Origin of the sequence: Dietzia sp. B44 (assembly GCF_014145245.1) — a bacterium.
Classification (GTDB): Bacteria; Actinomycetota; Actinomycetes; order Mycobacteriales; family Mycobacteriaceae; genus Dietzia; species Dietzia natronolimnaea.
The window spans coordinates 6116-26994 of sequence record NZ_JAALEF010000135.1 but is presented as its reverse complement, the minus strand read 5'-3'; the positions used below and the strand labels follow the sequence as shown (position 1 = coordinate 26994).

25 protein-coding genes and 1 pseudogene are annotated in these 20879 nt (G+C 69.9%); 13 read left to right on the top strand and 13 right to left on the bottom strand.

The features are described 5' to 3' along the window. Both lnt and G6017_RS05415 read left to right on the top strand, forming a co-directional pair. On the top strand, positions 1-1061 hold a 1061-nt coding region (lnt, locus tag G6017_RS05420; RefSeq protein ID WP_182616290.1), incomplete at its 5' end, for an apolipoprotein N-acyltransferase. A 12-nt stretch (positions 1062-1073) separates the two neighbouring features. Further along, on the top strand, positions 1074-1841 hold the full coding sequence (locus tag G6017_RS05415; protein ID WP_182616295.1) for a polyprenol monophosphomannose synthase: 768 nt from the start codon (positions 1074-1076) through the stop codon (positions 1839-1841). Positions 1842-1913: 72 nt separating this feature from the next. Here the strand turns inward: G6017_RS05415 and G6017_RS05410 are convergent, their stop codons facing one another. Next, positions 1914-2258 carry an RNA polymerase-binding protein RbpA gene (locus G6017_RS05410; RefSeq protein WP_179525251.1) on the bottom strand — a complete coding sequence of 115 codons (345 nt, stop codon included), beginning with the start codon at positions 2256-2258 and terminating at the stop codon, positions 1914-1916. Between the two features lie 148 nt (positions 2259-2406). On the opposite strand from G6017_RS05410, the gene G6017_RS05405 reads away from it, so the two are divergent. Together G6017_RS05405 and G6017_RS05400 are read left to right on the top strand one after the other, a co-directional pair. Next, positions 2407-2763 carry a hypothetical protein gene (locus G6017_RS05405; protein ID WP_182616288.1) on the top strand — a complete coding sequence of 119 codons (357 nt, stop codon included), beginning with the start codon at positions 2407-2409 and terminating at the stop codon, positions 2761-2763. Between the two features lie 96 nt (positions 2764-2859). Continuing rightward, positions 2860-5229 carry an ATP-binding cassette domain-containing protein gene (locus G6017_RS05400; protein ID WP_182616287.1) on the top strand — a complete coding sequence of 790 codons (2370 nt, stop codon included), beginning with the start codon at positions 2860-2862 and terminating at the stop codon, positions 5227-5229. 13 nt (positions 5230-5242) lie between these two features. On the opposite strand, the gene G6017_RS05395 is transcribed toward G6017_RS05400, so the two are convergent. Continuing rightward, positions 5243-5461: a sigma factor-like helix-turn-helix DNA-binding protein gene (locus G6017_RS05395; protein WP_179525248.1), complete on the bottom strand. Its 219-nt coding sequence runs from the start codon at positions 5459-5461 to the stop codon at positions 5243-5245. Between the two features lie 90 nt (positions 5462-5551). On the opposite strand from G6017_RS05395, the gene G6017_RS05390 reads away from it, so the two are divergent. Genes G6017_RS05390 through G6017_RS05380 form a run of 3 tightly spaced genes read left to right on the top strand, consistent with a single transcriptional unit; the run spans position 5552 to position 7227 of the window. Continuing rightward, positions 5552-6136, top strand: a complete 585-nt coding sequence (locus tag G6017_RS05390) for a pyridoxamine 5'-phosphate oxidase family protein (RefSeq protein ID WP_179525247.1) — start codon at positions 5552-5554, stop codon at positions 6134-6136. 3 nt (positions 6137-6139) lie between these two features. Next, entirely contained in the window at positions 6140-6766 is a 627-nt protein-coding gene (locus G6017_RS05385) for a GyrI-like domain-containing protein (protein ID WP_182616285.1), read from the top strand. A gap of 23 nt (positions 6767-6789) precedes the next feature. Then, complete coding sequence (locus tag G6017_RS05380) at positions 6790-7227, top strand: PaaI family thioesterase (RefSeq protein ID WP_182616283.1); 438 nt, start codon at positions 6790-6792, stop codon at positions 7225-7227. 30 nt (positions 7228-7257) lie between these two features. Here the strand turns inward: G6017_RS05380 and G6017_RS05375 are convergent, their stop codons facing one another. Then, positions 7258-7698, bottom strand: a complete 441-nt coding sequence (locus G6017_RS05375; RefSeq protein ID WP_182616281.1) for a MarR family winged helix-turn-helix transcriptional regulator — start codon at positions 7696-7698, stop codon at positions 7258-7260. A 108-nt stretch (positions 7699-7806) separates the two neighbouring features. Between G6017_RS05375 and G6017_RS05370 the strand changes: the two genes are divergently transcribed. Beyond that, positions 7807-8238 (top strand): DoxX family protein, encoded by a 432-nt coding sequence (locus G6017_RS05370; protein WP_179526230.1) that lies wholly within the window; start codon positions 7807-7809, stop codon positions 8236-8238. Positions 8239-8294: 56 nt separating this feature from the next. Here G6017_RS05370 and G6017_RS05365 read toward each other — a convergent pair whose 3' ends face one another. Then, the gene (locus G6017_RS05365; protein ID WP_182616279.1) at positions 8295-9254 is read right to left on the bottom strand and encodes a CE1 family esterase; all 960 of its coding nucleotides are present in this window, start codon (positions 9252-9254) and stop codon (positions 8295-8297) included. Positions 9255-9321: 67 nt separating this feature from the next. On the opposite strand from G6017_RS05365, the gene G6017_RS05360 reads away from it, so the two are divergent. Further along, complete coding sequence (locus tag G6017_RS05360) at positions 9322-10827, top strand: amidase (protein ID WP_182616277.1); 1506 nt, start codon at positions 9322-9324, stop codon at positions 10825-10827. A 524-nt stretch (positions 10828-11351) separates the two neighbouring features. Here G6017_RS05360 and G6017_RS05355 read toward each other — a convergent pair. Together G6017_RS05355 and G6017_RS05350 are read right to left on the bottom strand one after the other, a co-directional pair. Then, positions 11352-11765 carry an SRPBCC family protein gene (locus G6017_RS05355; RefSeq protein ID WP_241731384.1) on the bottom strand — a complete coding sequence of 138 codons (414 nt, stop codon included), beginning with the start codon at positions 11763-11765 and terminating at the stop codon, positions 11352-11354. 221 nt (positions 11766-11986) lie between these two features. Continuing rightward, complete coding sequence (locus G6017_RS05350) at positions 11987-12769, bottom strand: alpha/beta fold hydrolase (RefSeq protein WP_182616275.1); 783 nt, start codon at positions 12767-12769, stop codon at positions 11987-11989. A 114-nt stretch (positions 12770-12883) separates the two neighbouring features. Here G6017_RS05350 and G6017_RS05345 point away from each other — a divergent pair, with 114 nt between their 5' ends. Continuing rightward, positions 12884-13387, top strand: coding sequence for a DUF309 domain-containing protein (locus G6017_RS05345; RefSeq protein WP_182616273.1), 504 nt, complete (start codon positions 12884-12886; stop codon positions 13385-13387). Between the two features lie 27 nt (positions 13388-13414). Here G6017_RS05345 and G6017_RS05340 read toward each other — a convergent pair whose 3' ends face one another. Then, a complete protein-coding gene (locus G6017_RS05340; RefSeq protein WP_206682358.1) occupies positions 13415-13972 on the bottom strand; it encodes an ion channel in 558 nt (185 codons plus the stop codon). Positions 13973-14053: 81 nt separating this feature from the next. After that, positions 14054-14242 (bottom strand): hypothetical protein, encoded by a 189-nt coding sequence (locus tag G6017_RS16470; RefSeq protein WP_206682359.1) that lies wholly within the window; start codon positions 14240-14242, stop codon positions 14054-14056. 327 nt (positions 14243-14569) lie between these two features. On the opposite strand from G6017_RS16470, the gene G6017_RS05335 reads away from it, so the two are divergent. After that, positions 14570-14923, top strand: a complete 354-nt coding sequence (locus tag G6017_RS05335) for a cupin domain-containing protein (RefSeq protein ID WP_182616271.1) — start codon at positions 14570-14572, stop codon at positions 14921-14923. 127 nt (positions 14924-15050) lie between these two features. After that, complete coding sequence (locus G6017_RS17290) at positions 15051-15956, top strand: GNAT family N-acetyltransferase (RefSeq protein WP_182616269.1); 906 nt, start codon at positions 15051-15053, stop codon at positions 15954-15956. A gap of 21 nt (positions 15957-15977) precedes the next feature. On the opposite strand, the gene G6017_RS05325 is transcribed toward G6017_RS17290, so the two are convergent. From G6017_RS05325 to G6017_RS05315, 3 genes are all read right to left on the bottom strand, one after another. Beyond that, on the bottom strand, positions 15978-16997 hold the full coding sequence (locus G6017_RS05325) for a CNNM domain-containing protein (RefSeq protein WP_182609969.1): 1020 nt from the start codon (positions 16995-16997) through the stop codon (positions 15978-15980). Further along, positions 16997-18430, bottom strand: coding sequence for a CNNM domain-containing protein (locus G6017_RS05320; RefSeq protein ID WP_182616267.1), 1434 nt, complete (start codon positions 18428-18430; stop codon positions 16997-16999). The genes G6017_RS05325 and G6017_RS05320 overlap by 1 nt, the downstream gene beginning before the upstream one ends. 221 nt (positions 18431-18651) lie before the next feature. After that, positions 18652-19434: a thioesterase family protein gene (locus G6017_RS05315; protein WP_179525235.1), complete on the bottom strand. Its 783-nt coding sequence runs from the start codon at positions 19432-19434 to the stop codon at positions 18652-18654. Positions 19435-19576: 142 nt separating this feature from the next. Here G6017_RS05315 and G6017_RS05310 point away from each other — a divergent pair, with 142 nt between their 5' ends. Beyond that, on the top strand, positions 19577-20056 hold the full coding sequence (locus G6017_RS05310; protein ID WP_179525234.1) for a MaoC family dehydratase: 480 nt from the start codon (positions 19577-19579) through the stop codon (positions 20054-20056). Between the two features lie 6 nt (positions 20057-20062). Here the strand turns inward: G6017_RS05310 and G6017_RS05305 are convergent, their stop codons facing one another. Both G6017_RS05305 and G6017_RS05300 read right to left on the bottom strand, forming a co-directional pair. After that, complete coding sequence (locus G6017_RS05305; protein WP_182609972.1) at positions 20063-20542, bottom strand: nitroreductase family deazaflavin-dependent oxidoreductase; 480 nt, start codon at positions 20540-20542, stop codon at positions 20063-20065. Positions 20543-20551: 9 nt separating this feature from the next. After that, a pseudogene (locus G6017_RS05300) lies at positions 20552-20879 on the bottom strand (class I SAM-dependent methyltransferase); the annotation flags it as partial.

Here is a 20879-nt window from a genome sequence, read left to right as displayed (position 1 = left end):
CCGCGATCGGGCTCACGGTCCTGCTGGTCGCGCGCCGCCGCCAGCCGTTGCGCGCGGCCACCGGGCTCCTGGCGGTCCCGCTCCTCACCGTGGGACTGGTCGCGGTCACCACGGTCGACACCACCACCGGGGCGCCGGGGGAGACGGCCGACGTCGCCGTCATCCAGGGCAACGTCCCCCGCCTCGGGTTGGACTTCAACGCCCAGCGTCGCGCGGTCCTCGAGAACCATCTCCGGGTGACCTCGGAGCTCGCCGACGACGTCGAGGCCGGCACGGCGGCCCGGCCCGACCTGGTGCTGTGGCCGGAGAACGCCTCCGACATCTCGCCCCTGGCCGACCGTCTGGCCGGCGCCCAGATTACCGCCCTGTCCCGGCGACTGGACGCCCCGATCCTCGTGGGCACCGTCCTGCCGGTCGGGGACGGCCCCGAGGCCACCAACTCGTACCTGGTCTGGGACGGTCGATCGTCCGACTCCGCCGCCGGTCCGGTGGTCGACCGTCACGACAAGAAGTACATCCAGCCGTTCGGGGAGTGGTTGCCCCTCCGCGCGCCGCTGGAAGCGCTGTTCCCGATCGCCCGGACCGCGGGGCACTTCGTCCCGGGTGACGGCACCGGGCTGATCACCGCAGCCGAGATCGACCTCGGTGTGGCCATCTGCTTCGAGATCGCCTTCGACGCCGCGGCCCGTGAACCGATCGCCCGCGGCGCGCAGATCCTCACCGTGCCCACCAACAACGCGACCTTCGGCAGATCCCCGATGACCTACCAGCAACTCGCGATGTCGCGGGTCCGGGCCGTCGAGCACCACGTCCCCGTCCTCATCGCCGCCACGAGCGGGGTCAGCGCGGTGATCGGCCCCGACGGTGAGGTGCGCCAGGAGACCGGGATCTTCGAGCCCGCGACACTGGCGGCGCAGGTCGAGTTGGGGACCGCCGGTACGATGGCAACCCGACTGGGCGGCATTCCGCAGATGGTGAGCTGTCTCATCGGGCTCGTCGGCCTGGGATGGGCGTTGATCCGCACCCGGCAGCGACCCGCGACCGAGCACGAGGAGACGTAAGTGACCGATCCGATGGCGCCTCCGCCCGCCGCTGCGTCCGCGCGGACCCTGGTGATCATCCCCACCTACGACGAGCGGGACACCCTGCCGGGCGTCGTCGAGCGTCTGCTCGCGTCGTCTCCCGACGTGGCTGTCCTCATCGCCGACGACAACAGCCCTGACGGCACGGGGGAGGTCGCCGACCGGCTCGCCGCGCAGGACGCGCGGGGGCGGATCACCGTCCTGCACCGCCCGGGCAAGCAGGGACTCGGGGCCGCCTACATCGCCGGATTCCGCTGGGGCCTGGAGCGCGGCTACACCGTGCTGGTGGAGATGGACGCGGACGGCAGCCACCCGCCCGAGCGGCTGCCCGCGATGCTCGAGGCGGTCGACGCCGGCGCGGACCTGGTGATCGGGTCTCGCTACGTGCCCGGCGGCAGCGTGGAGAACTGGCCGTGGCAGCGCCACGTGATCTCCCGCGGCGGCAACGTCTACTCCCGGATCATGCTGGGCGTGGGCATCAGGGACATCACGGCCGGCTTCCGGGCCTATCGCAGCGAGTCACTGATGCGCCTGGACCTGGAGGCCATCGAGTCGAAGGGCTACTGCTTCCAGATCGACATGACCTGGCGGCTGTTGAACACCGGGGGCACGGTCGTCGAGGTCCCCATCACCTTCACCGAGCGCACCCTCGGTCAGTCCAAGATGAGCGAGTCGATCTTCCGGGAGGCCGCCGTGAACGTGGCCCGCTGGGGCTGGGAGAAGCGGCGCGGACAGCTGAGATCACTCGTCCGGCGCTGACCCGGCGCCCCCGATATGCGAAAGCGCCCCGGCCCGTGACGGGGCCGGGGCGTCCTCGCGCGGTGTCGGTGCTCAGCGGGCGCCGGCGCGCCGACGCTTCTTGAGGATGTCCATCCGCTCCTTGAGCAGGTCCTCGAGGTCGTCGAGCGAGCGACGCTCGAGGAGCATGTCCCAGTGGGTGCGCGGCGGCTTACCCTTCTTGACCTCGACCGCCGGACCGTCGATGAGCTGGCCCTCCTGGCCGTTCTTGCACATCCAGGTTCCGGGGATCTCGGCGTCGTCGGCGAACGGGACCTCGTACACCTCGCCGTTCTCCGTCTGGTACTTGGCCATCCGCCGGGGCGCGAGATCGGTGTCCCGGTCGGTCTCGTAGCTCACCGCACCCAGGCGGCTGCCTCTGAGGACTCGATCTGCCATGCGAACTCCTTCTACCGTGTTCGTCCGTCTGTCCACCTGCGACACGACGCTGCCGTGTTCCTGGTGATGTAACGCCAGGTGACCCCCAAATGTTCCCACGCGCCACGGCCGCAGGCCAGTCGGGGACCGTCTCGGTACCCTGACCTCCGTGGACACCGACGCCCCCGCCGATCAACCCCCGCCCCGGCGGGGCGAGTCCTCGTGCGCGTGGTGCGGGCGACCGGTGGACGAGGGCGCCACGGGCCGACGGCGACGATACTGCCGCCGCTCGTGCCGTCAGCGTGCCTACGAGCAACGGCAGTCGCTGCGGGTCCGTGAACTGCCGGAGGGGACGGTGGTGCTCTCGGAAGCGGAGTCCACCGACCTCATGGACAGGATGTTCCAGCTCAGGTGCGCGTGCGAGGACCTGCACACCGCGATCCTCGAGGGAGAGGACGCCACAGAGTTGGTCCGGATGTCCGGCGATCTGGTGGCCGCCGCCCGGCGCGCCGAGCGACTGAGGTGAACCGCAGCTGAGGTCAACTGCGGCCGAGGTATCCCTCCCCGGCGGGGTGTCCGGCACCTACGGTTGACCGCAGACACCCCAGCGAGGAGACGCCCCGTGAGTGACCACATCGCCGATTCACACGACGTCATCCGCGTCCAGGGAGCGCGGGAGAACAACCTGAAGTCGATCAGCGTCGACCTGCCCAAACGACGGCTCACCGTCTTCACCGGGGTGTCCGGTTCGGGCAAGAGTTCCCTGGTCTTCGCCACGATCGCCGCCGAGTCCCAGCGGATGATCAACGAGACCTACAGCGCGTTCCTGCAGGGCTTCATGCCCACCCTCGCGCGCCCCGAGGTGGACCTCCTCGACGGCCTCACCACCGCCATCGTGGTGGATCAGGAGCGCATGGGGTCCGACCCCCGCTCGACCGTCGGCACGGCCACCGACACCGGGGCCCTGCTGCGCATCCTGTTCAGCAGACTGGCCGAGCCGCGCATCGGCGGGCCCAAGGCGTACTCCTTCAACGTCGCGTCCGCCAGCGGGGCGGGCACCCTCACGAAGGCGGACGGCAGCCGGCAGAAGGCGGAGTTCTCCATCACCGGCGGGATGTGCGCCGGGTGCGAGGGTCGTGGGTCGGTGTCCGACTTCGACGTCGACGCTCTGCTCGACCGGTCCAGATCGCTCGCCGAGGGGGCCATCACGGTACCCGGCTACTCGATGGACGGGTGGTACGGGCGCATCTACGCGGGGTCCGGCTTCTTCGACATGGACAAGCCCGTCCGCGATTTCACCGAGCAGGAGATGCACGACCTGCTCCGGAGGGAGCCGGTCAAGATCAAGGCCGACGGGATCAACGTGACCTTCGAGGGGCTCATCCCGAAGATCCAGAAGTCGATGCTGGCCAAGGACCTCGAGGCGATGCAGCCGCACATCCGGGCGTTCGTGGAGAGGGCCGTGGTGTTCACCACCTGTCCGGAGTGTGGGGGCACCCGCCTCAACGAGAGCGCACGGTCGTCGCGGATCGGCGCGCTGAACATCGCCGACGCCTCCGCGATGCAGATCACCGACCTGGCCGAGTGGCTACGCGGACTCTCCGAACCGTCGGTCGCACCACTGCTCGCAGCGCTGCAGCACACCCTGGACTCCTTCGTGGAGATCGGATTGGGCTACCTCTCCCTGGACCGGCCGGCCGGCACACTCTCCGGTGGCGAGTCGCAGCGCGTCAAGATGATCCGACACCTGGGGTCGGCGCTGACGGACGTGACCTACGTCTTCGATGAACCGTCGATCGGCTTGCACCCGCACGACATCCAGCGGATGAACGATCTGCTGCTGCGTCTGCGTGACAAGGGGAACACCGTTCTCGTGGTGGAACACAAGCCGGAGACTATCGCCATCGCCGATCACGTGGTGGACCTGGGGCCCGGCGCCGGGTCCACTGGTGGCGAGATCTGCTACGAGGGCTCGGTCACCGGACTCCGCGAGAGCGACACGGTCACCGGCCGCCACCTCGATGATCGCGCGACGCTCAAGGAGGAGGTCCGGGGGGCGACCGGCCACCTCGAGGTCCGTGGCGCGACCGCCCACAACGTCCGGGACGTGGACGTCGACATCCCGCTGGGCGTGCTGTGCGTGGTGACCGGCGTGGCGGGCTCCGGAAAGAGCTCGCTCATCCACGGGTCGGTCTCCCCACGACCTGGTGTGGTCGCGATCGACCAGGCCGCGATCCGTGGGTCCCGCCGCAGCAACCCGGCCACCTACACCGGGCTGCTCGAGCCCATCCGGAAGGCCTTCGCCAAGGCCAACGGGGTCAAACCCGCCCTGTTCAGCCCCAACTCCGAGGGCGCGTGCCCCACGTGCAAGGGGGCGGGCGTGATCTACAGCGATCTCGGTCTGATGGCGGGGGTCGCCACGACGTGCGACGACTGCGAGGGCCGGCGCTTCCAGGCCGAGGTCCGGGAGTACCGGTTGGGGGAGCGCAACATCGGTGAGGTCCTGGCGATGTCGGTGGCCACGGCAGAGGAGTTCTTCCGCGAGGGACCGGCGCGGATCCCGGCCGCGCACAAGATCCTGCTCCGGCTCCGCGACGTGGGACTGGGCTACGTCCGGCTGGGACAACCGCTGACCACGCTGTCGGGAGGGGAGCGGCAACGTCTCAAGCTGGCCACGCAGATGGCGGACAAAGCGGAGGTCTACGTGCTCGACGAACCGACCACCGGCCTGCATCTGGCCGACGTCCGGAACCTGCTGGGCATGCTCGACCGGCTGGTGGACGCGGGCAGGTCCGTCGTCGTCATCGAGCACCACCAGGCCGTCATGGCCCACGCGGACTGGATCATCGACCTCGGTCCCGGGGCCGGCCACGGTGGCGGCCGCGTCGTGTTCGAGGGCACGCCCGCCGAGCTCGTGGCAGCCCGGTCCACGCTCACCGGTGAGCACCTCGCGCGGTACGTGGCGGAGGGTGTCGAGCCCGCGATCGGGTGAGGGGTACCGGCGATCAGCCCGCCTTACCGAACCGCTTGTGCAGTGCCTGCTTGCTCACTCCGAGGACGACTCCGATCTCCGCCCAGCTCAACCCGTGCAGCCGAGCGTGTCGGACCGCCGCCGACTCCTCCCGGGCGAGCGCCGCCCTCGCCTCCGCGATCGCGGCCAGGCGGGCGACCGGGTTCGGCGTGTCGTCCTCGTGGTCGTCGGCGTCGTCATAGGTCGTGTTCACATTTCTCACCTCGTTCGTCAACCTACGTTGACAGCACCGGGCGCGTCAATCAGAGTTGACGGTCCGGTACGGCGGACTAGGGTCGTGGTCATGCCCACCAACCGATATCCCGAGATCGCGTTCGGTCCCGCCGCCCGTGCACGGCAGGAGTCGACGGGCGTCACCAGGCCGACGGAGACCGGCGAATTCGCCCTGGAGGGCACGGACTCCGCGCTGATCCGGCGCGCCGACCACTTCCTCCTCTCGAGCGTCACCGAGTCCGGGTGGCCGTACGTCCAGCACCGCGGGGGACCCACCGGGTTCGTCCACGTCCTGACGCACACCTCTCTCGCGTGGCTGGAGTTCCGCGGAAACCGTCAGTACGTCTCCGTGGGCAACATGGACCACGACGGGCGCGTCTGTCTGCTCTTCGTGGACTATCCCACCCGGGCCAGGCTCAAGGTGTTCGGTCACGCCCGGGTCATCGAACCGGACCGGGACCCGGACCTGATCGGGCGCCTGCGGTCGATGGGGGAGAGGACCTACACCGGGCATGTCGAGAGGGCGATCGTCGTGGATCTCGTGGCCGCCGACGCCAACTGCAGCAAGCACATCACGCCGAGGTGGGATCGCGCGTACATCGATGACCTCACCGAGGTGTACCGCCGGCAGATCGACGAACTGCGGGAAGGGTGAGACGTGGGAACCTTCGACATCAAACGGGAGCGCAGGGACCTCTACAACGGCACAGTCGCGAGGTTCGACCTGGTCGAGGTACCACCGATGCGATTCCTCACGGCCGACGGCTCGGGGAACCCCAACACCTCCGCCGACTACGGCAAGGTGCTCGAGGCGCTGTACACGTGCTCCTATGCGGTGCGGGCGGTGGCCAGGGTCGAACTCGGGCGAGTCCACACCGTCGGCCCGCTCGAGGGTCTCTGGTACGCCGACGACCTCGGGGTGTTCACCGCGCGGGACAAGGACGCCTGGGCGTGGACCATGATGATCTGGCAGCCGGACCGGGTCACCGAGGACATGGTGGCCTCCGCCGTGGAGACGGTGACCCGGAGGAAGCCTCACGTCGCGGTGGAGCGGGTCCGCCTCGAGGAGTTCGCGGAGGGCCCGGCCGTCCAGACCCTGCACGTCGGACCGTACGACGCGGAGGGTCCGGTCATCGCCCGGATGCACGAGGAGGCCATCACCGGTCGCGGCCTGATCGCCTCGGGGCACCACCACGAGATCTATCTCTCCGACGCGCGCAAGACCGAACCGGCTCGGCTGCGGACGATACTGCGCCAACCCGTGGCGAGCGCCGCGGAGCAGTGATCGGGTGCGGGTAGAAAGAACTCATGACCACCTCCGACGGATTCCCCGATGCCTCTTCCGATGACGCGAGCAGGTTCGTCCGAGCCTCAGGGCTCGTCATCGACGAGGTGACCGCGACGAGCCTCAGGGGCCATGCGCTTCTGGGCGAGGACCACCTCACCGCGTGGGGGACCGTCCACGGGGGTGTCTACGCCAGCATCGTCGAGTCCGCGGGCGGCGCGGGCGCCGGAGCCGCCGTGGCCGACCGGGGCCAGATCGCGGTCGGCGTCCACAACGGCACCGACTTCCTGCGGGCGTCGATCGGCGGGCGGGTCGACGTGAGCGCGGAAGCGTTGTTCCAGGGGCGCGGTCAGCAGCTGTGGGACGTGGTGATCCGCCAGTCCGAGAGCGGCACGGTACTCGCGAGGGGCCAACTCAGGCTGCAGAACGTTCCGCGGCCGGATCCGGCTCGGCACAGCTGACCCCACCCGGGGCCCGGCGGCGCCCCGGACTCACGTCGCGTCGGCACGCTCCAGCGCCGCCACGACATTCCGCGCCAGTCGACGCAGCTCGAGGAGGTCCTCCGCCGGCAGGTCCAGCTTCTCCAACAGGGAGCACTGGATGCGGCCCGCCTCGTCGCGGAGGGCGTGCCCGGCGTCAGTCAGCACGACGGTCACACTCCGGGCGTCCCCGCCCGCCCGGTGACGCGACACCAGTCCGGCGGCCTCCATCCGCGAGATCAGCGGGGAGAGGGTGCCGGAGTCCAGGAGCATCCGGTCGCCCAGCTGTCGGATCGTCAGACCGTCCTCCTCCCACAGGGTGAGCATCACCAGATACTGGGGATAGGTGAGCCCGGCCGAGGCCAGGGCCTCCCGATAGGCCGCTGTCGACGCCCTGGAAGCGGCGTAGAGGGCAAAGCAGACCTGCTGGTCGAGGCGGAGATCGGCGTCCATCTCCCCATTGTCCCGCAGAATTCGATTGCGCACAATTGAGTTGTGCGCAATACTTCTGTCATGGAGCACACCCCAGGTACGCGACCGGCCGGACGCACCGGCACCCGGATGACACGACGCCCGGGCCGGGCCGGCGAGGTGATCCGTCACCTGGGACGCTGGACCCTCGGCGCCGCACTGCTGGGCGCCGGCGTGGGACACCTGACCACCATGCGGCAGGAGTTCCAGGCCCAGGTGCCCACCTGGGTGCCCCTGGACCCGGACTTCGTGGTGCTGGCCTCCGGTGTCGTCGAGATAGGACTGGGCGCCGCCCTCATCCTGGCGCCGACGAGATTCCGGCCCGCCGTGGGGTGGGTCACCGCCGGCTTCTTCGTCGCGATCTTCCCCGGCAACATCTCGCAGTACGTCACCGGCACGGCCGCCTTCGGACTGGACACCGACCGCGCCCGCCTCATCCGACTGTTCTTCCAGCCCCTCCTGGTGGCGTGGGCACTGTGGTCCACCGGGGCGTGGAGAGCGTGGCGCGGCCGACGCGGCTGACCACCGGCACCGACACGCTCAGTGCGGCCCGGGTGAGCCGGGTCGACCGGTCGTCCTCACGGCGGGCCGGGGGAGAAGAACCGCCAGATCTCGCCGGGCGCGTCGTACCGGGCCCCACCGTCGCGGCCCCACCTGCCGGACAGGGTGGGGAAGGAGTGGCCGACCCGGTCCACCATCACCAGCCGCACGGGATCCGGGCCTTCCCAGGTGATCGTCTCGGCGTCGCCCTCACGACTGACCGACGGGGACGACCCGTCGACCGCGACCCCGTTGTGTCGGGCGAACCACTCCGCGCCGTCCACGGCGGACAGCACCTCGCCCCGCGACTGCGCGGCGAGGCCCGATCCCACGCGGACCTCACCACCGTCGATCGGGTTGATCGGGTCCTGACGCCCTTGGACAAACATGATCGGAACCGGCTCGCCATCGACCCCACAGCCCAGGTTCTCCCGGGTCGGGGGATTGGCGGCCACCGCCGCGACCCCGTCGACGAGGTCCGGCGCCTCGAGGGCGAGTCGCATGGCCATGTGTCCGCCGGAGGAGAAGCCCACCGCGTAGACCGGGCCGGTCGTCCCGAGCGACCCGGCGGCCTGCCGGAAGAGCCGCACGTCGTCGAGGTCGTCCTCCTTGGCGGGCCAGTCGCCCTCCCTCCGGCACTCGTTCCAGTTGTTCTCGTGGCCGTCGACGTAGACGATCGCGAAGCCCTCTTCGTCGGCCAGGCGCTCCAGGTCAGGACCTATCCCGTTGCGGATCCCCGAGCCGGTGTCCCCGGTCCCGTGGATGACGAGCAGTACGGGCGCCGAGGGGTCCTCCGCCGCCGGGGGGCGGTAGACGGTCCAGTTCCGGGTGAGGTCGTCCAGCACTGTCGAGTGGCTGGTCAGATCCCGCGACTCATCCGTCGGGATCGACGCGGGCGGGGAGCGATCCCCGGACTGTCCTGCACACGCGCCCATCGCGATCGTGAGCACGAGGCACGCCACGGCCCGGAGGGGTCGGGGGAACGTCGACTCCGTCATGCCCCGAGTCTGGCGCATCTCGCGCTCACCCGCCCAGGCGGACGGCCTCTGAGTACACTCACAATCCATGCACATCGATGAGTATCGTCGCCACGACGCCCTCGGCCTGGCCGACTCGGTCAGGTCGGGAGAGGTGACCGCGGGCGAGTTGCTCGAGGTCGCGTTACAGCAGGCGGACGCCGTCAATCCGCACCTCAACGCCATAGTCCAGCGGATGGACGACCGGGCCCGGGAACGGGTGGCGGGGCCGCTCGACGGCCCCTTCGCCGGCGTTCCCTTCCTCATCAAGGACCTCGGTCAGGACTACCGCGGGGTGCCGACCAGCGGAGGCTCGCGGCCCCTGTCCCGTATCCCGGCGGCCGAGCATTCGACAGTGGTACAGCGCTGGCTCGACTCGGGCCTCGTCATCTTCGGCAAGACCAACACCCCGGAGTTCGGCGCGAAGGGCATCACCGAACCGGACCTCTTCGGTCCCGCCCGCAACCCGTGGGATGCGAGCAGGACGCCCGGAGGTTCCTCGGGAGGGTCAGCCGCGGCGGTCGCGGCCGGTGTCGTCCCCGTGGCGGGGGCCAGCGACGGCGGCGGTTCGATCCGCATCCCGGCCGCCTGCTGCGGCCTGGTCGGGCTCAAACCGGGCCGCGGCCTGGTCCCCATGGGGCCGTCGGTCGGAGAGGCGATGCACGGTGCTGCGACGAACGGCGTGATCTCGCGCTCCGTCCGCGACTCCGCGGCGATGCTCGATGTGTTGGCGGGCGGGGAGCCGAGCGGACCCTACCTTCCCGGGGTGCCCACCGAGAGCTTCCTCTCCCAGGTCGGTCAGGATCCGGGACGGCTGCGGATCGGTGTGTGCACCGCATCCTCGATCAACTCCGAGCCCCACCCGGAGGCCTTGGCGTCGGTGGAGGCGGCCGCACGGACGCTGTCCGACCTCGGTCATGACGTGGAGATGCTCACCGAGCAACCGGTCGACGACCTGGCGTTGGCCCGCGACTTCCTCGCCACCTGGTTCGTGGTCCTGGCGTGGCAGGTCGACGACGCCAAGCGGCGCACGGGGTGCCGGGACGGTGACTTCGAGCTCGACACGCAGATCATGGCGGCCCTCGGACGAGCGCACAGCAGTGTCGAGTACGTCGACACGGTGATGCGTCGACACGAGCACGTGCGGCGGTTGTCGGCCTTCTTCGACGGCTACGACCTCCTGGTCACGCCCACGCTGGCCGACCTGCCGCCGCGTATCGGCGCGCTGGACACCCCTCGACTGGCACACCGTGCGGCGACCGGGCTACTCAAGACCCGGACAGCCGGCCTGCTGCGACGCTCGGGGCTCGTGGAATCGATGATCGACAACAACCTCAACTGGATCCCGTACACCCAGCTGGCCAATCTCACCGGCCGACCGGCGCTCTCGCTGCCGCTGCACCGGACCCCGGAGGGCGTGCCCATGGGGGTGCAGTTCATCTCCCAGCTCGGGGGTGAATCCATGCTCCTGCGCCTCGCCGGTCAGCTCGAGCAGGCGGTGCCGTGGGATCACCGGCGGCCGCCCGTACCCGCCGGCGCGGGGCGACCTCGATAGCTCGGGGAACGTCACCCGGCAACACGGGGAGTGCCCCTGGAAACGTCACTGTGACGTTGTGAGCGCAGCCAGCCAGCCGCCCCGGTGTCGCCCCGAAGAGCCGGCGATTAACCCGTCAGGTCGGGTTCCACCCGTCTGACTGGTTCCGCCCGCCAGAGTCCACGCCCGGCGGTACCGGGTGACACCTCGGGGCCAGGCCGCCCACAGGGCGTCACCCCACGACGGAGTCGGCCGTCGCGAACGACATGGGCGGAGACAGCGTCGATATGGTGGCGACCTCAGCCGATGAGCGGGGCGACCCGGAACAGCCCGACAGAAGCACGCGGCGCCGGGCCCGACAACCGGGCGGCACGATCGACAGCATCGCTGCAGGGCCCACTGCTATCAGCCTTATGGTTAAGTGCCGATAATCTACATTATGTAAAGTCAGAGCCCCGACCTGCTGCGGGAGAATCTCTGCAGCCCATGGGTCAGATGCTCACGGCCTCGTGCTCACGTCACGCCCCCACCGACGCCGACCCGTCTCAGTGAGCTCGTTCGACCGCGATCCGTTCGATCCGCGGCAACGCGAGAGCCAGCACCGGTAGGTATCCCGCCGCCCAGACCGGGGCCCCGAAGCTGACGACACAACCGCCCGGCACTCCGATGACCTCGTGCCGGGTCGCATTCACACCGGCCACCTTCCACGCCCACAGCCGCCGATCCACGAAGTCGGTGATCTCGAACGGCAGGGACAGGCCCGCCACGGTCGTGACCGTCCCCCGCGCACCGGCCGTCAAGCCGGAGTCGCCGTCGACCCGGGCATCCGAGACGGTGGGCCCCCATCGCGGCCAACACCGCACATCGGTGATGACCGTCCACACGGTCTCCGGGTCCACGTTCATCCGCAGTTCGGTCGTCCACATCCCGCGCCGAAGCGTCGTGCGGACTCTGAGCATCGAACTCAGCCACCTGGCGGATGCGAGGTGTGTCATCGTCCGGCCCGGCCCCTCAGCTCCCGGCCCTGTCCGCCAACTCCTCGCGGTGGGCCGCTCCACCCCGGCGACAGCGGACTCCCCGGTTCGCGGACGCGACGGATCATCACCCCATGGAGGTAGAGCACCGCGCTGGCGCAACCGTCGACGGTGGTCACCACAACACCCCAGCGGAACCCGCCGAGTCAGCTGGTCCGGTCCAGGATGAGCCGAACCGCTTCCCGGGGCGCGTCCCACTGCGGGAAGTGGCCGCACCGATCGAACCAGTGCAGTGTCGCGTCGGGGAACGCGCGCGCGGCTCGGTGAGCCTGGGCCGGAAGTGTCACCAGATCGCGGCGACCCCAACCGATGGTGACCCGTCCCGGGACCGAGCCCGCGGGGGCGCCCTGCTGCTTCGGGCCCTTCGTCAGCGCGTCCATCGCCGCGCCCGTCCCAGGCGCGTCGGCCAGTCCCGCCACGTCGGGCAGCACGGTCCGCGCCGGCAGGGCCCAGGGGCGCACGGAGAGCTGCGCCAGCAGCGCGGTCCGACTCACCGGATTACCCAGCAGAACCGGAAGCGCTCCGCGCAGTGCGCTGACCAGGGCGATCGACGGTCGCAGGGTGGCGCTGAAGATCGCCAGCTCACGATCGCTCCAGAATCCACCGGGGTCCAACGCCACGGTGTCACCACCGACGCCGCGCCGGGCCAGCTCGAGCACGATCCGCCCACCCATCGACTGCCCGGCCGTGGAGACCCCGTGCAGACCCGACTCGTCGATGAACCGGGCGACCGCGTCGGTCAACGTCGCTATGGAGACCTCACCGTCGAGCGGTGGGGACTCGCCGAACCCCGGCAGGTCGACCGCGATGATCTCCCGGCTCGCGGCCAGGTCGTTGATGATGGGCTCCCACGATCGCCACCCCGCGCCGAGGCCGTGTACGAGAAGTAGTGGACTGCCCTGACCGCGTCGAACATGATGCAACGTCATCAGTCAAGCCTACGGAGTGCGCGGCGGACAGGTCGCGTGCGACGTGCCACGATCGGGGCCCGGTGCCCGGGTCCGAGGTGGCAGACCGGCGACGACGGATGGGACGATCGAGAGATGCGCACCCCGGACGGCATCGACCGCGATCGTGACGAGGACGGCCGCGCGCGCAACGCGCGTCCCCGCGACGAACTCGGCCGACCTCTGCCACCGGGGAGCGTCGGAGTCGAGCGCATTCCCGACGACCTGGACCTGCCCCCCGACGCATCGCTGGCGTGGGCGCAGGACCTGCTGGACCGCGGCCTCGCCTTCCACGCGCACGAGGTGCTGGAAGGCGCGTGGAAGAGCTCCCCCGCCGACGAGCGGGAGCTCTGGCAAGGCCTCGCCCAGCTGGCAGTGGGCATCACCCACATCCAGCGTGGCAACACCACGGGGGCCCTGGCGCTACTCGAGCGTGCGGCCGACCGTATCGGTGGCCGGGACGGCCCGGCACCCCACGGGATCGATGCCGCCGGATTGGTCACCCACGCCAGCGACCTCATCACCGAACTCCGCCGAGGCACAGTCCCCGCTCCCCCTCGACTGAGACCGCATCTGAAGCACCGGCCACGTCCGCGCTAGGGCCTCGTCACCGTTCGGGACGGCCTTTCAGCCGCGCGCGGCCCGCTGGTGATCCGCGGAATACGCGGCGAGGACCTCTCGGACTCCGGCGTCCCCCTCCCGGCCGGTGAATTGGCTGAGTGGCACCGCGAGGCGGTCCAGCGACGCCGACAACGTACTTGCCCCGACACGCGCCTCCACGGTGTCGACCTCCGCGACGGCATCACACAGCTCCAGCGCGTAATGCACCTGGCGGGACAACGCCTGGTAGGGATTGGCCTCCTGGAAATAGTAGGTCTCCGAATGCTGTGTCAGATCCACGGTCACGACGTTGATCTCCGTGGCGAGGCCCTCCGTCACCCGCGAGATGGTGTCCGGGGAGAGGTCTCGAACCGCCGCGGCGAAGTCGGCTTCCGCCAATCCGTGGAGCCGCAGGGCCAGTGCGCTACGACGCGAGAGCGGCGGATAGATCTGCATGAACCAGGTGAGGGACGCGGTCAGCAGCGCGAACCCCGTCAGCGCCTCCACCGGGGCCAGAACGCGGATGAGAGGTTCCGTGGCCACCACGTCCCCGAACCCCAGGGTGGCCAGGGTCACGAGGGACACGTAGAGCGCCTCGGCGGCGACCGGGTATCGACCGGGGTCGATTCCGGAGGAGTAGTCGAATCCGTCCGGGACGTGCGGGAGTTAGACCAGCGCCCACCCCACTGCCTGCAGCAACACCCAGACCAGAACAGTGACCACCATCCCCGCGGGGCCCACGATCGAGCCCAGACGGTGCCCGAACCGCCGGGAGACCGCCCACAGTGCGGAGAACACCACCTTGCTGAGTGCCGCCTCGCTGCGTGGGTGCATCAGCGCGCGAAACACGTCCATCAGGCCGAGAGCGATGATCCCGGCGCCGACCACGGTGTGAACGGGCGGCGGCGGGCCGCAGTCATGGGTGGCACAGGGTGGCCCCACCCGGCGGACGTCGAGGGTCGTCCTCACGCCCCTCGGCACCGCGCGCCGTGCCCGGATGCTATCCCTTCGCCTGGCGGGCAGCGTCTCGGGTGCGTGGGCGGCCCGAGCCGACGGGCCGGACGCCACCGGGTGTGGCCGTGCGCGGGATCCGCGCCACACGCTTCCGTCTCCACGGGTCCGGGCCCCGGGGATGCGCGTAGCGTCAGGGGCACGCACCCGTCAAGGCTGGGAGATCGACCCATGAACACTGTCAACGACACCGCCGATCGCATACTCGCCCGAGCTGCCGACGCCCCGCACGGCCGACACGCCGAGATCATCGTCCACGAAGGACCTCTCCGCCAGTCGCTGTTGGCCCTGACGGCGGGCACCGAACTCGAGGAGCACAACTCTCCCCCGGCAGCGAGCCTCTACCTGCTCCGGGGGGCGGTGCGGGTGACCGGCGAGACCACGGTCGACATCGGCGCCGGCGAACTCCACGCCCTCACCCACCACCGGCACGCCGTCACGGCCCTGGAGGACTCGGTCTTCCTCCTCACCACCGTCACCGGCATCGAGGGAACGGGCAGCCACACCGATCCGCCCTCTGCCTGAGCCGATCCCGACCGCGGTGTCCCGGAGACGGTGTCCCGACGCGGGAGCTCTGTCGCCGAACCCCCGGCGCCGAACCCCTGACGCCGTACCCCTGGCGCAGTGCCGGCGAGTGACGGACACTGACGAGATGCGCACGCGCCACGTCAGCACGGTGATCCACCGCTCCCCGGCGGATGTCTACGACCTCGCCTCCGACCACACGAAGCTCGCCACCTGGGCGTCTGGGCTGGCCACCGCGCAGGCCTCCGTGGACGGCGACACCCTGGTCGTCGACTCCCCCATGGGGAGGGTGAGCGTCCGATTCGTCCCCAGGAACGACTTCGGGGTCCTGGACCACGAGGTCACCCTGCCCGACGGCGCGACGGTCCACAATCCGCTCCGGGTCCTGCCCCATCCGGACGGCGCGGAGGTGGTCATGACCGTCCGTCAGCTCTCCGACGACGACGACGAGTTCGAGCAGGACGCCGCCACCGTGGCAGCCGACCTGGATCGGCTCAAGGGCCTCCTCGAGGGGGAACGTATTCCGGTCCCCCCGTCTTCTGCGCGTCCCGCCGCGCAGGTGGACATCCGCGTGGCGGGTCCGGCGGACGCGACCTCACTCGGGCGCCTGCTCCACGACTTCAACACCGAGTTCGACTGCGCCACCCCCAGCGCGGCAGAGGCGGCGACACGGTTCGAGCGACTCCTCGAGCGCGAGGACGTCCTCGCCGTCGTCGCCGGACTCCCCCGGGGCCGCGAGGCCGGGACCGATGTCGGCTTCGCCTTTCTCACCCTTCGCCCGACCCCGTACTGGGACGGTCCCCTGGCCCAGCTCGAGGACCTCTACGTTCGTCCGGACCTCAGGGCCGCCGGCATCGGAACCGGGGTCCTGCACCGGTCGGTGTCCGAGGCCCGACGGCGCGGCTGCGAGGAGATACTCATCAACGTGGACTCGGACGATCTCGGCGCCCGGCGGTTCTACGAACGTCACGGCTTCTCCGACCACGACCCGGACACCGGCTCCGGGATGCGGTGCTACCTGCGACAGCTCTGACCCCTGAGGGTTCACGCCGCGTCAGCCGACGGTTCCGGACTCCTCGGGAAGGATGTGGCGCAGGATGTCCGAGATCGTGATCACGCCGACGAACCGGTCGTGATCCATGACCGCGGCGAGTTGCTCGCTCCGCTCCCGCGACACCGCGAGCGCCTCGTACACCGGCGTCCGGGTGTCGAGCAGCATCACCGGCCTGGCCAGGTCCCGCGCCGGGTGGCCCTCCTGCTCCATCAGCGTGTCGCGCACATGCACCACCGCCGGAGTGGAATCCCCTTCGAGGAGGAGGATGCGCATGTGTCCCGTCCGAGCCGCGGCCTCCTGGACCTGCGCCACGGTGGCCTCCGCGGCCACCGCGGTGGGTGCCCTGTCGGTGTCGACGAGTGACCCCACCGTCAGCTGATCGAGGCCGAGCGCTCCGGTCAGCGGGGAACTGAACGTCTCGTCCAGGGCGCCGACCGACGCCGAATGCTCGACGAGTTGCCGGATCGTGGCGGCATCCTGACCTCCCACCGCGGCCCTCTCGACCGGGGTGACACCGCTGGCGGAGACCAGTCGGTTGGCGACCTCGTTCACCCACCGCAGGAGCGGCCGGAAGACCCAGATGAAGCCCCGGGAGGGAATCCCGATGAACTTGGCGGAGAACTCCGGATGCGCGATGGCCCACGACTTGGGGGCCATCTCCCCCACCACCAGGTGGAGGAACGTCACGAACAGCAGTGACAGCGCGAACGCGGCGCCCCCGGCCACCTGTACCGGCGCGCCCAGGGAGGCGAGGACAGGCCCGAGCCAGGCGTCGACGGCCGGCTTGGTGACCGCGCCCAGCGCGAAGGTGCAGGCGGTGATCCCCAACTGGGCACCCGCGAGCATGACGGTCAGCTCGTTGATCCCCCGCAGGGCGGCCCGCGCCGAGGCGCTCCTCTCCGCGTCCTTTTCGAGCCGGTGCTGACGAGCCCCGAGAAGCGCGAACTCGATCACCACGAAGAAGGCGCTCAGGACGATCAACGCCACGGTGATCGCGGCGACGACGAGCGGATTGTCCATCACCGCTCCTCCCCCCGTCCCGGCTCGAGCCCGTGTCCCGTCGCGGGGTGTCCGTCGTCCCCGGGACGCCCCGGGTGCTCCTCCTGGGAGTCCACCAACCGGACCAGCAGTTCGCCGGGGACCAGCCGGGTCACCTTGAGGACCTCGATCTCCAGGGCGAACTGAAGCGGTGTCTCGGCGATCAGTTCCCGGGGCTCGATCGGCAGTTCGACCCGCACGGTCTGACCCACTTCCGGGAGTTCGCCGTGCGCGGAGATGGTCAACCCCGCCATGGTCTCGTAATCTCCGTGCGGAAGCTCATGACCGAGCGATCTCTCGGCCTCGTCGACGTGGACGTCACCGTCCATCCGCCAGATCCCCTCGTCCACGACCGCGATGACCGACTCGGGTTCCGTGTCGTGTTCGTCGGTCAGCTCCCCCACCAACTCCTCGGCCAGATCCTCGATCGTCAACACGCCCGCGAAGCCCCCGTACTCGTCGACCACCGCCGCGAGCTGCGTCTTCGACCGGGTCAGCGTCGACAGCGCATGGGGCAGGGACATCAACGAGGGCAGGACCACCGGTGGGCGCATGATCTCCGAGACCGGGGTGTCGGCCTTCGCTCCCACGCGGAGCAGGTCGGCCAACTGAACGACCCCCAGCGGCTCCAGAGTCTCCGAGACCACCGGATACCTCGTGTGTCCCGAGGCCATCAACGTCCGGACCTCTCCGACGGTGTCATCCGGGCCCACCACGCTGGTCTGGGGACGCGGGATCATCGCGTGCTCGACGGTGCGATCCGGGAAGTCCAGGATCCGGTCGATGAGGACGGACAGGTTCTCGGGCAGATCGCCGCTCTCCCGGGCGTCCGCCACGATTCGCTCGAGATCCTCGGCGGTGGCCGTGGAGTCCAGATCGTGGACGGGTGTGACCCCGACCACCCTGAGCAGCAGGTTCGCCGCCCGGTCGAACACCACGATGAGCCAGCCGAACACGGTCAGGTAGAGGGTGGTGGACCGCGCCAGCCCGCGGGCCAGGGGCTCCGGGCTCGCGATCGCCAGGTTCTTGGGATACAACTCGCCGAAGATCATCTGCACGACGGTCGCGGCCACCAACGCCAGGACGGTGCCCACCGTGACGCTCACCGCCGCGGGGACTCCGACCCCGCCCAGGAGGGTCCCCAGCGATTCGCCGACCAGCGGTTCGGCCACGTACCCGACCAGCAGGCCGGTGACCGTGATGCCCAACTGGGCACCCGACAGCATGAAGGACGTCCGTTGCGTGACCCTCAGTGCCCGCTGGGCGGCGACGTCTCCCGCCTCGGACAGTGCCTTGAGCCTGTTCCTGTCCACGGACATGTAGGCGAATTCCTGTGCCACGAAGTAGCCGTTCGCGGCGATGATGGCCAGGATCGCGAGGATCCCCAGCAACAACATCAGAAGGGTCAGGACCACGGGGCCACCTCCCCCCTCGGGAGACGCCGTGTCGGCACTCGAGCGCCGTGGACCTGAGAAGAACGAGGAGGGCGACTAGGTCCCGGGTCGTCGTCCGACCCGGTCCTTTCAGAGGGGGTACCCATCAGGGCCTCTCACACACTCCGTTTCGTGTGTCGATGTGGATGACTCCCCGAGTATGACGCAGTCCGCCCCCCGGGACCACGACTCCCCGGCCGCGGTCACCGTCCCGGGGTGACGGGGCGGACGGTGAGGGTCTGCGCGAGGGTACCGATCGGGCCCGACTCGTCGTGCAGGGTGCTCGAGGTGAGCCCGAGCCCGCCCGGACCGAAGCTCACCCGGGTGTCGAACCCGACCCACTCCCCTCGTGGCTCGCGGAAGAGGTGGGCGGTGAGGTCGATGTTGGGGAACTGCACGTCCTCGGGAGCCGCGCGGACCGCCATTCCGTTGGCGATGTCGAACAGTGCTGCCGACCGGGCCAGCCCGCCCACCGACTCGCCTGCGACCAGCGGGACGTCGGTGCGCACCCAGTAGCGAGCCCTCCCCGGCCCGACCGAGTCCCGGCGGACCTCCGCGGACGCCAGGTACCCGCCCTGCCAGACCGAGGTGGGGTCCCACTGCGGCATGTCGGTCGGTCCCGGGATCGGGTCGAGGCCGACGGCCTCGAGCTCCGTGGTGTCTCTCGGTTGCTGCAGCCAGGCGCGCAGGCGCACTCCCACGCGATCCGCGAGTCCGTACGTGGCCTCCACGAGCTCGATGGTGCGCCCCGGTCTGACCACCTGCACGTCCACCGCGACCGGGTCCATGGGCACGGTGCCGAGGATCTCGTAGGTCAGGCGCGAGATCACCATGGGATCGTCCCGCCGACGTCGTAGATCACCCTCCACCTCGTGCACGAGCAACCCGAACGACGGGCCGATGTGCTGCACCGCCGGATCCCAGGCCCCGGTGGTGTGTGAGGTCGGGTCGAACCATCGGTCACCGAGTCGCTCGAAGTACGCCACGCATGCCCCCCATCGAGTGAACTGTCACTAACTGACTACCACGTGATGAGGGGACCGACCGTGAATCGGCACCCACCATCACCCGCGTGCGGTTGACTCTGATCCGGAAGCACGAGCCCGACCCTGCGCCCAGGAGTGACAGATGACCGCCGAGCAGTACGACACCTTCGACACCCCTGTCGACGACAGGTACCTCGACGACTATCAGGAAGGACGCACGTACCGCTTCGGTGAGGAGTCGGTGGACGCCGAGGAGATCATGGAGTTCGCCCGCAGGTATGACCCGCAGAGCATCCACACTGATCCTGAGGCGGCCGCTCACGGCCCGTTCGGAGGACTGATCGCGAGCGGCTGGCAGACCGCGGCGCTCATGATGCGCCTGTTCGCCGACAACTACCTCACCGCTGTCGCGAGCCTGGCGTCCCCCGGGATCGACGAGCTCCGCTGGGTCCGGCCGCTGCGACCCGGCGACCGTCTCACCCTGATCTGCGAGACGACCGGTGTCCGCCCCTCCAGGAGCAAGCCTGACCGCGGGGTGCTCACCACGGATGTGACGCTGGTCAACCAGGACGACGAACCGGTCCTCACCGCCACGGCGCTCAATATGGTCGCCCGCCGCTGAGCCGTCTCAGAGCCTGGGCGTGAGGTGGAAGAGAGGCAGGTGCCTGGTCGTGCGGGTGGCGTAGATCTCGTAGTTCGGCCACACCTTCACGGCGGCGTCCCAGGCCGACGCCCGCTCGTCCTCGGCCACCTCCCGCACGTCCACGGTGAGCCTGGCGCCGTAGACCGACACGTCGACCTCGCCCTCCCCCGCCGCGCGGAGGTTGTGCACCCACGCAGGAGCCTTCTCTCCCCCCCAGTTGGAGCCGACGACCACCAGGCCGTTGCGCCACGATGCGAACAGCAGCGGGGTGTCGCGCGGCTCACCGGACTTCCTGCCCGGGACGTGCAACGTGAGCGTGGGCAGCCCCGCCACCCGGAGCAGCGGGACGCGGCCACCGGAGATCCTGTTCATCCACTTGTCGACCGTCACCACGAGGTGGGAGTTCTCCCGCGTCGCGTCCTGACGTCCGAACCAGATCGCGATCGGGGTGAGAAAGTTGCTCATGAACGAACCCTAGGACGTGGGCGGACCATCACGGTGGGTCAGGGTGCTTTTCGCCGTGGCGACCACCTGGACGGACTCGAGCCACCCCCTGCGCAGCCCGGCCTCGAGCGCCGCGAGATGGAACGCCCACATGCGCCGGTACACGGCGTCGAACCCCAGTGCCGCCGCGTCCCGCCCCCGGAGGGCGAACGTCTCGGACCACAACCTCACCGTCTCGGCGTGGTGCGACGTCGCCTCGATCCGCCCCAGCAGACGCAGCCGCGGAGAGCGGTCGACGGCCGAGACCAGTTCCGACCAGGGCACCACGGGGCCCGCCTCGGAGACGTACCTCGAGCCC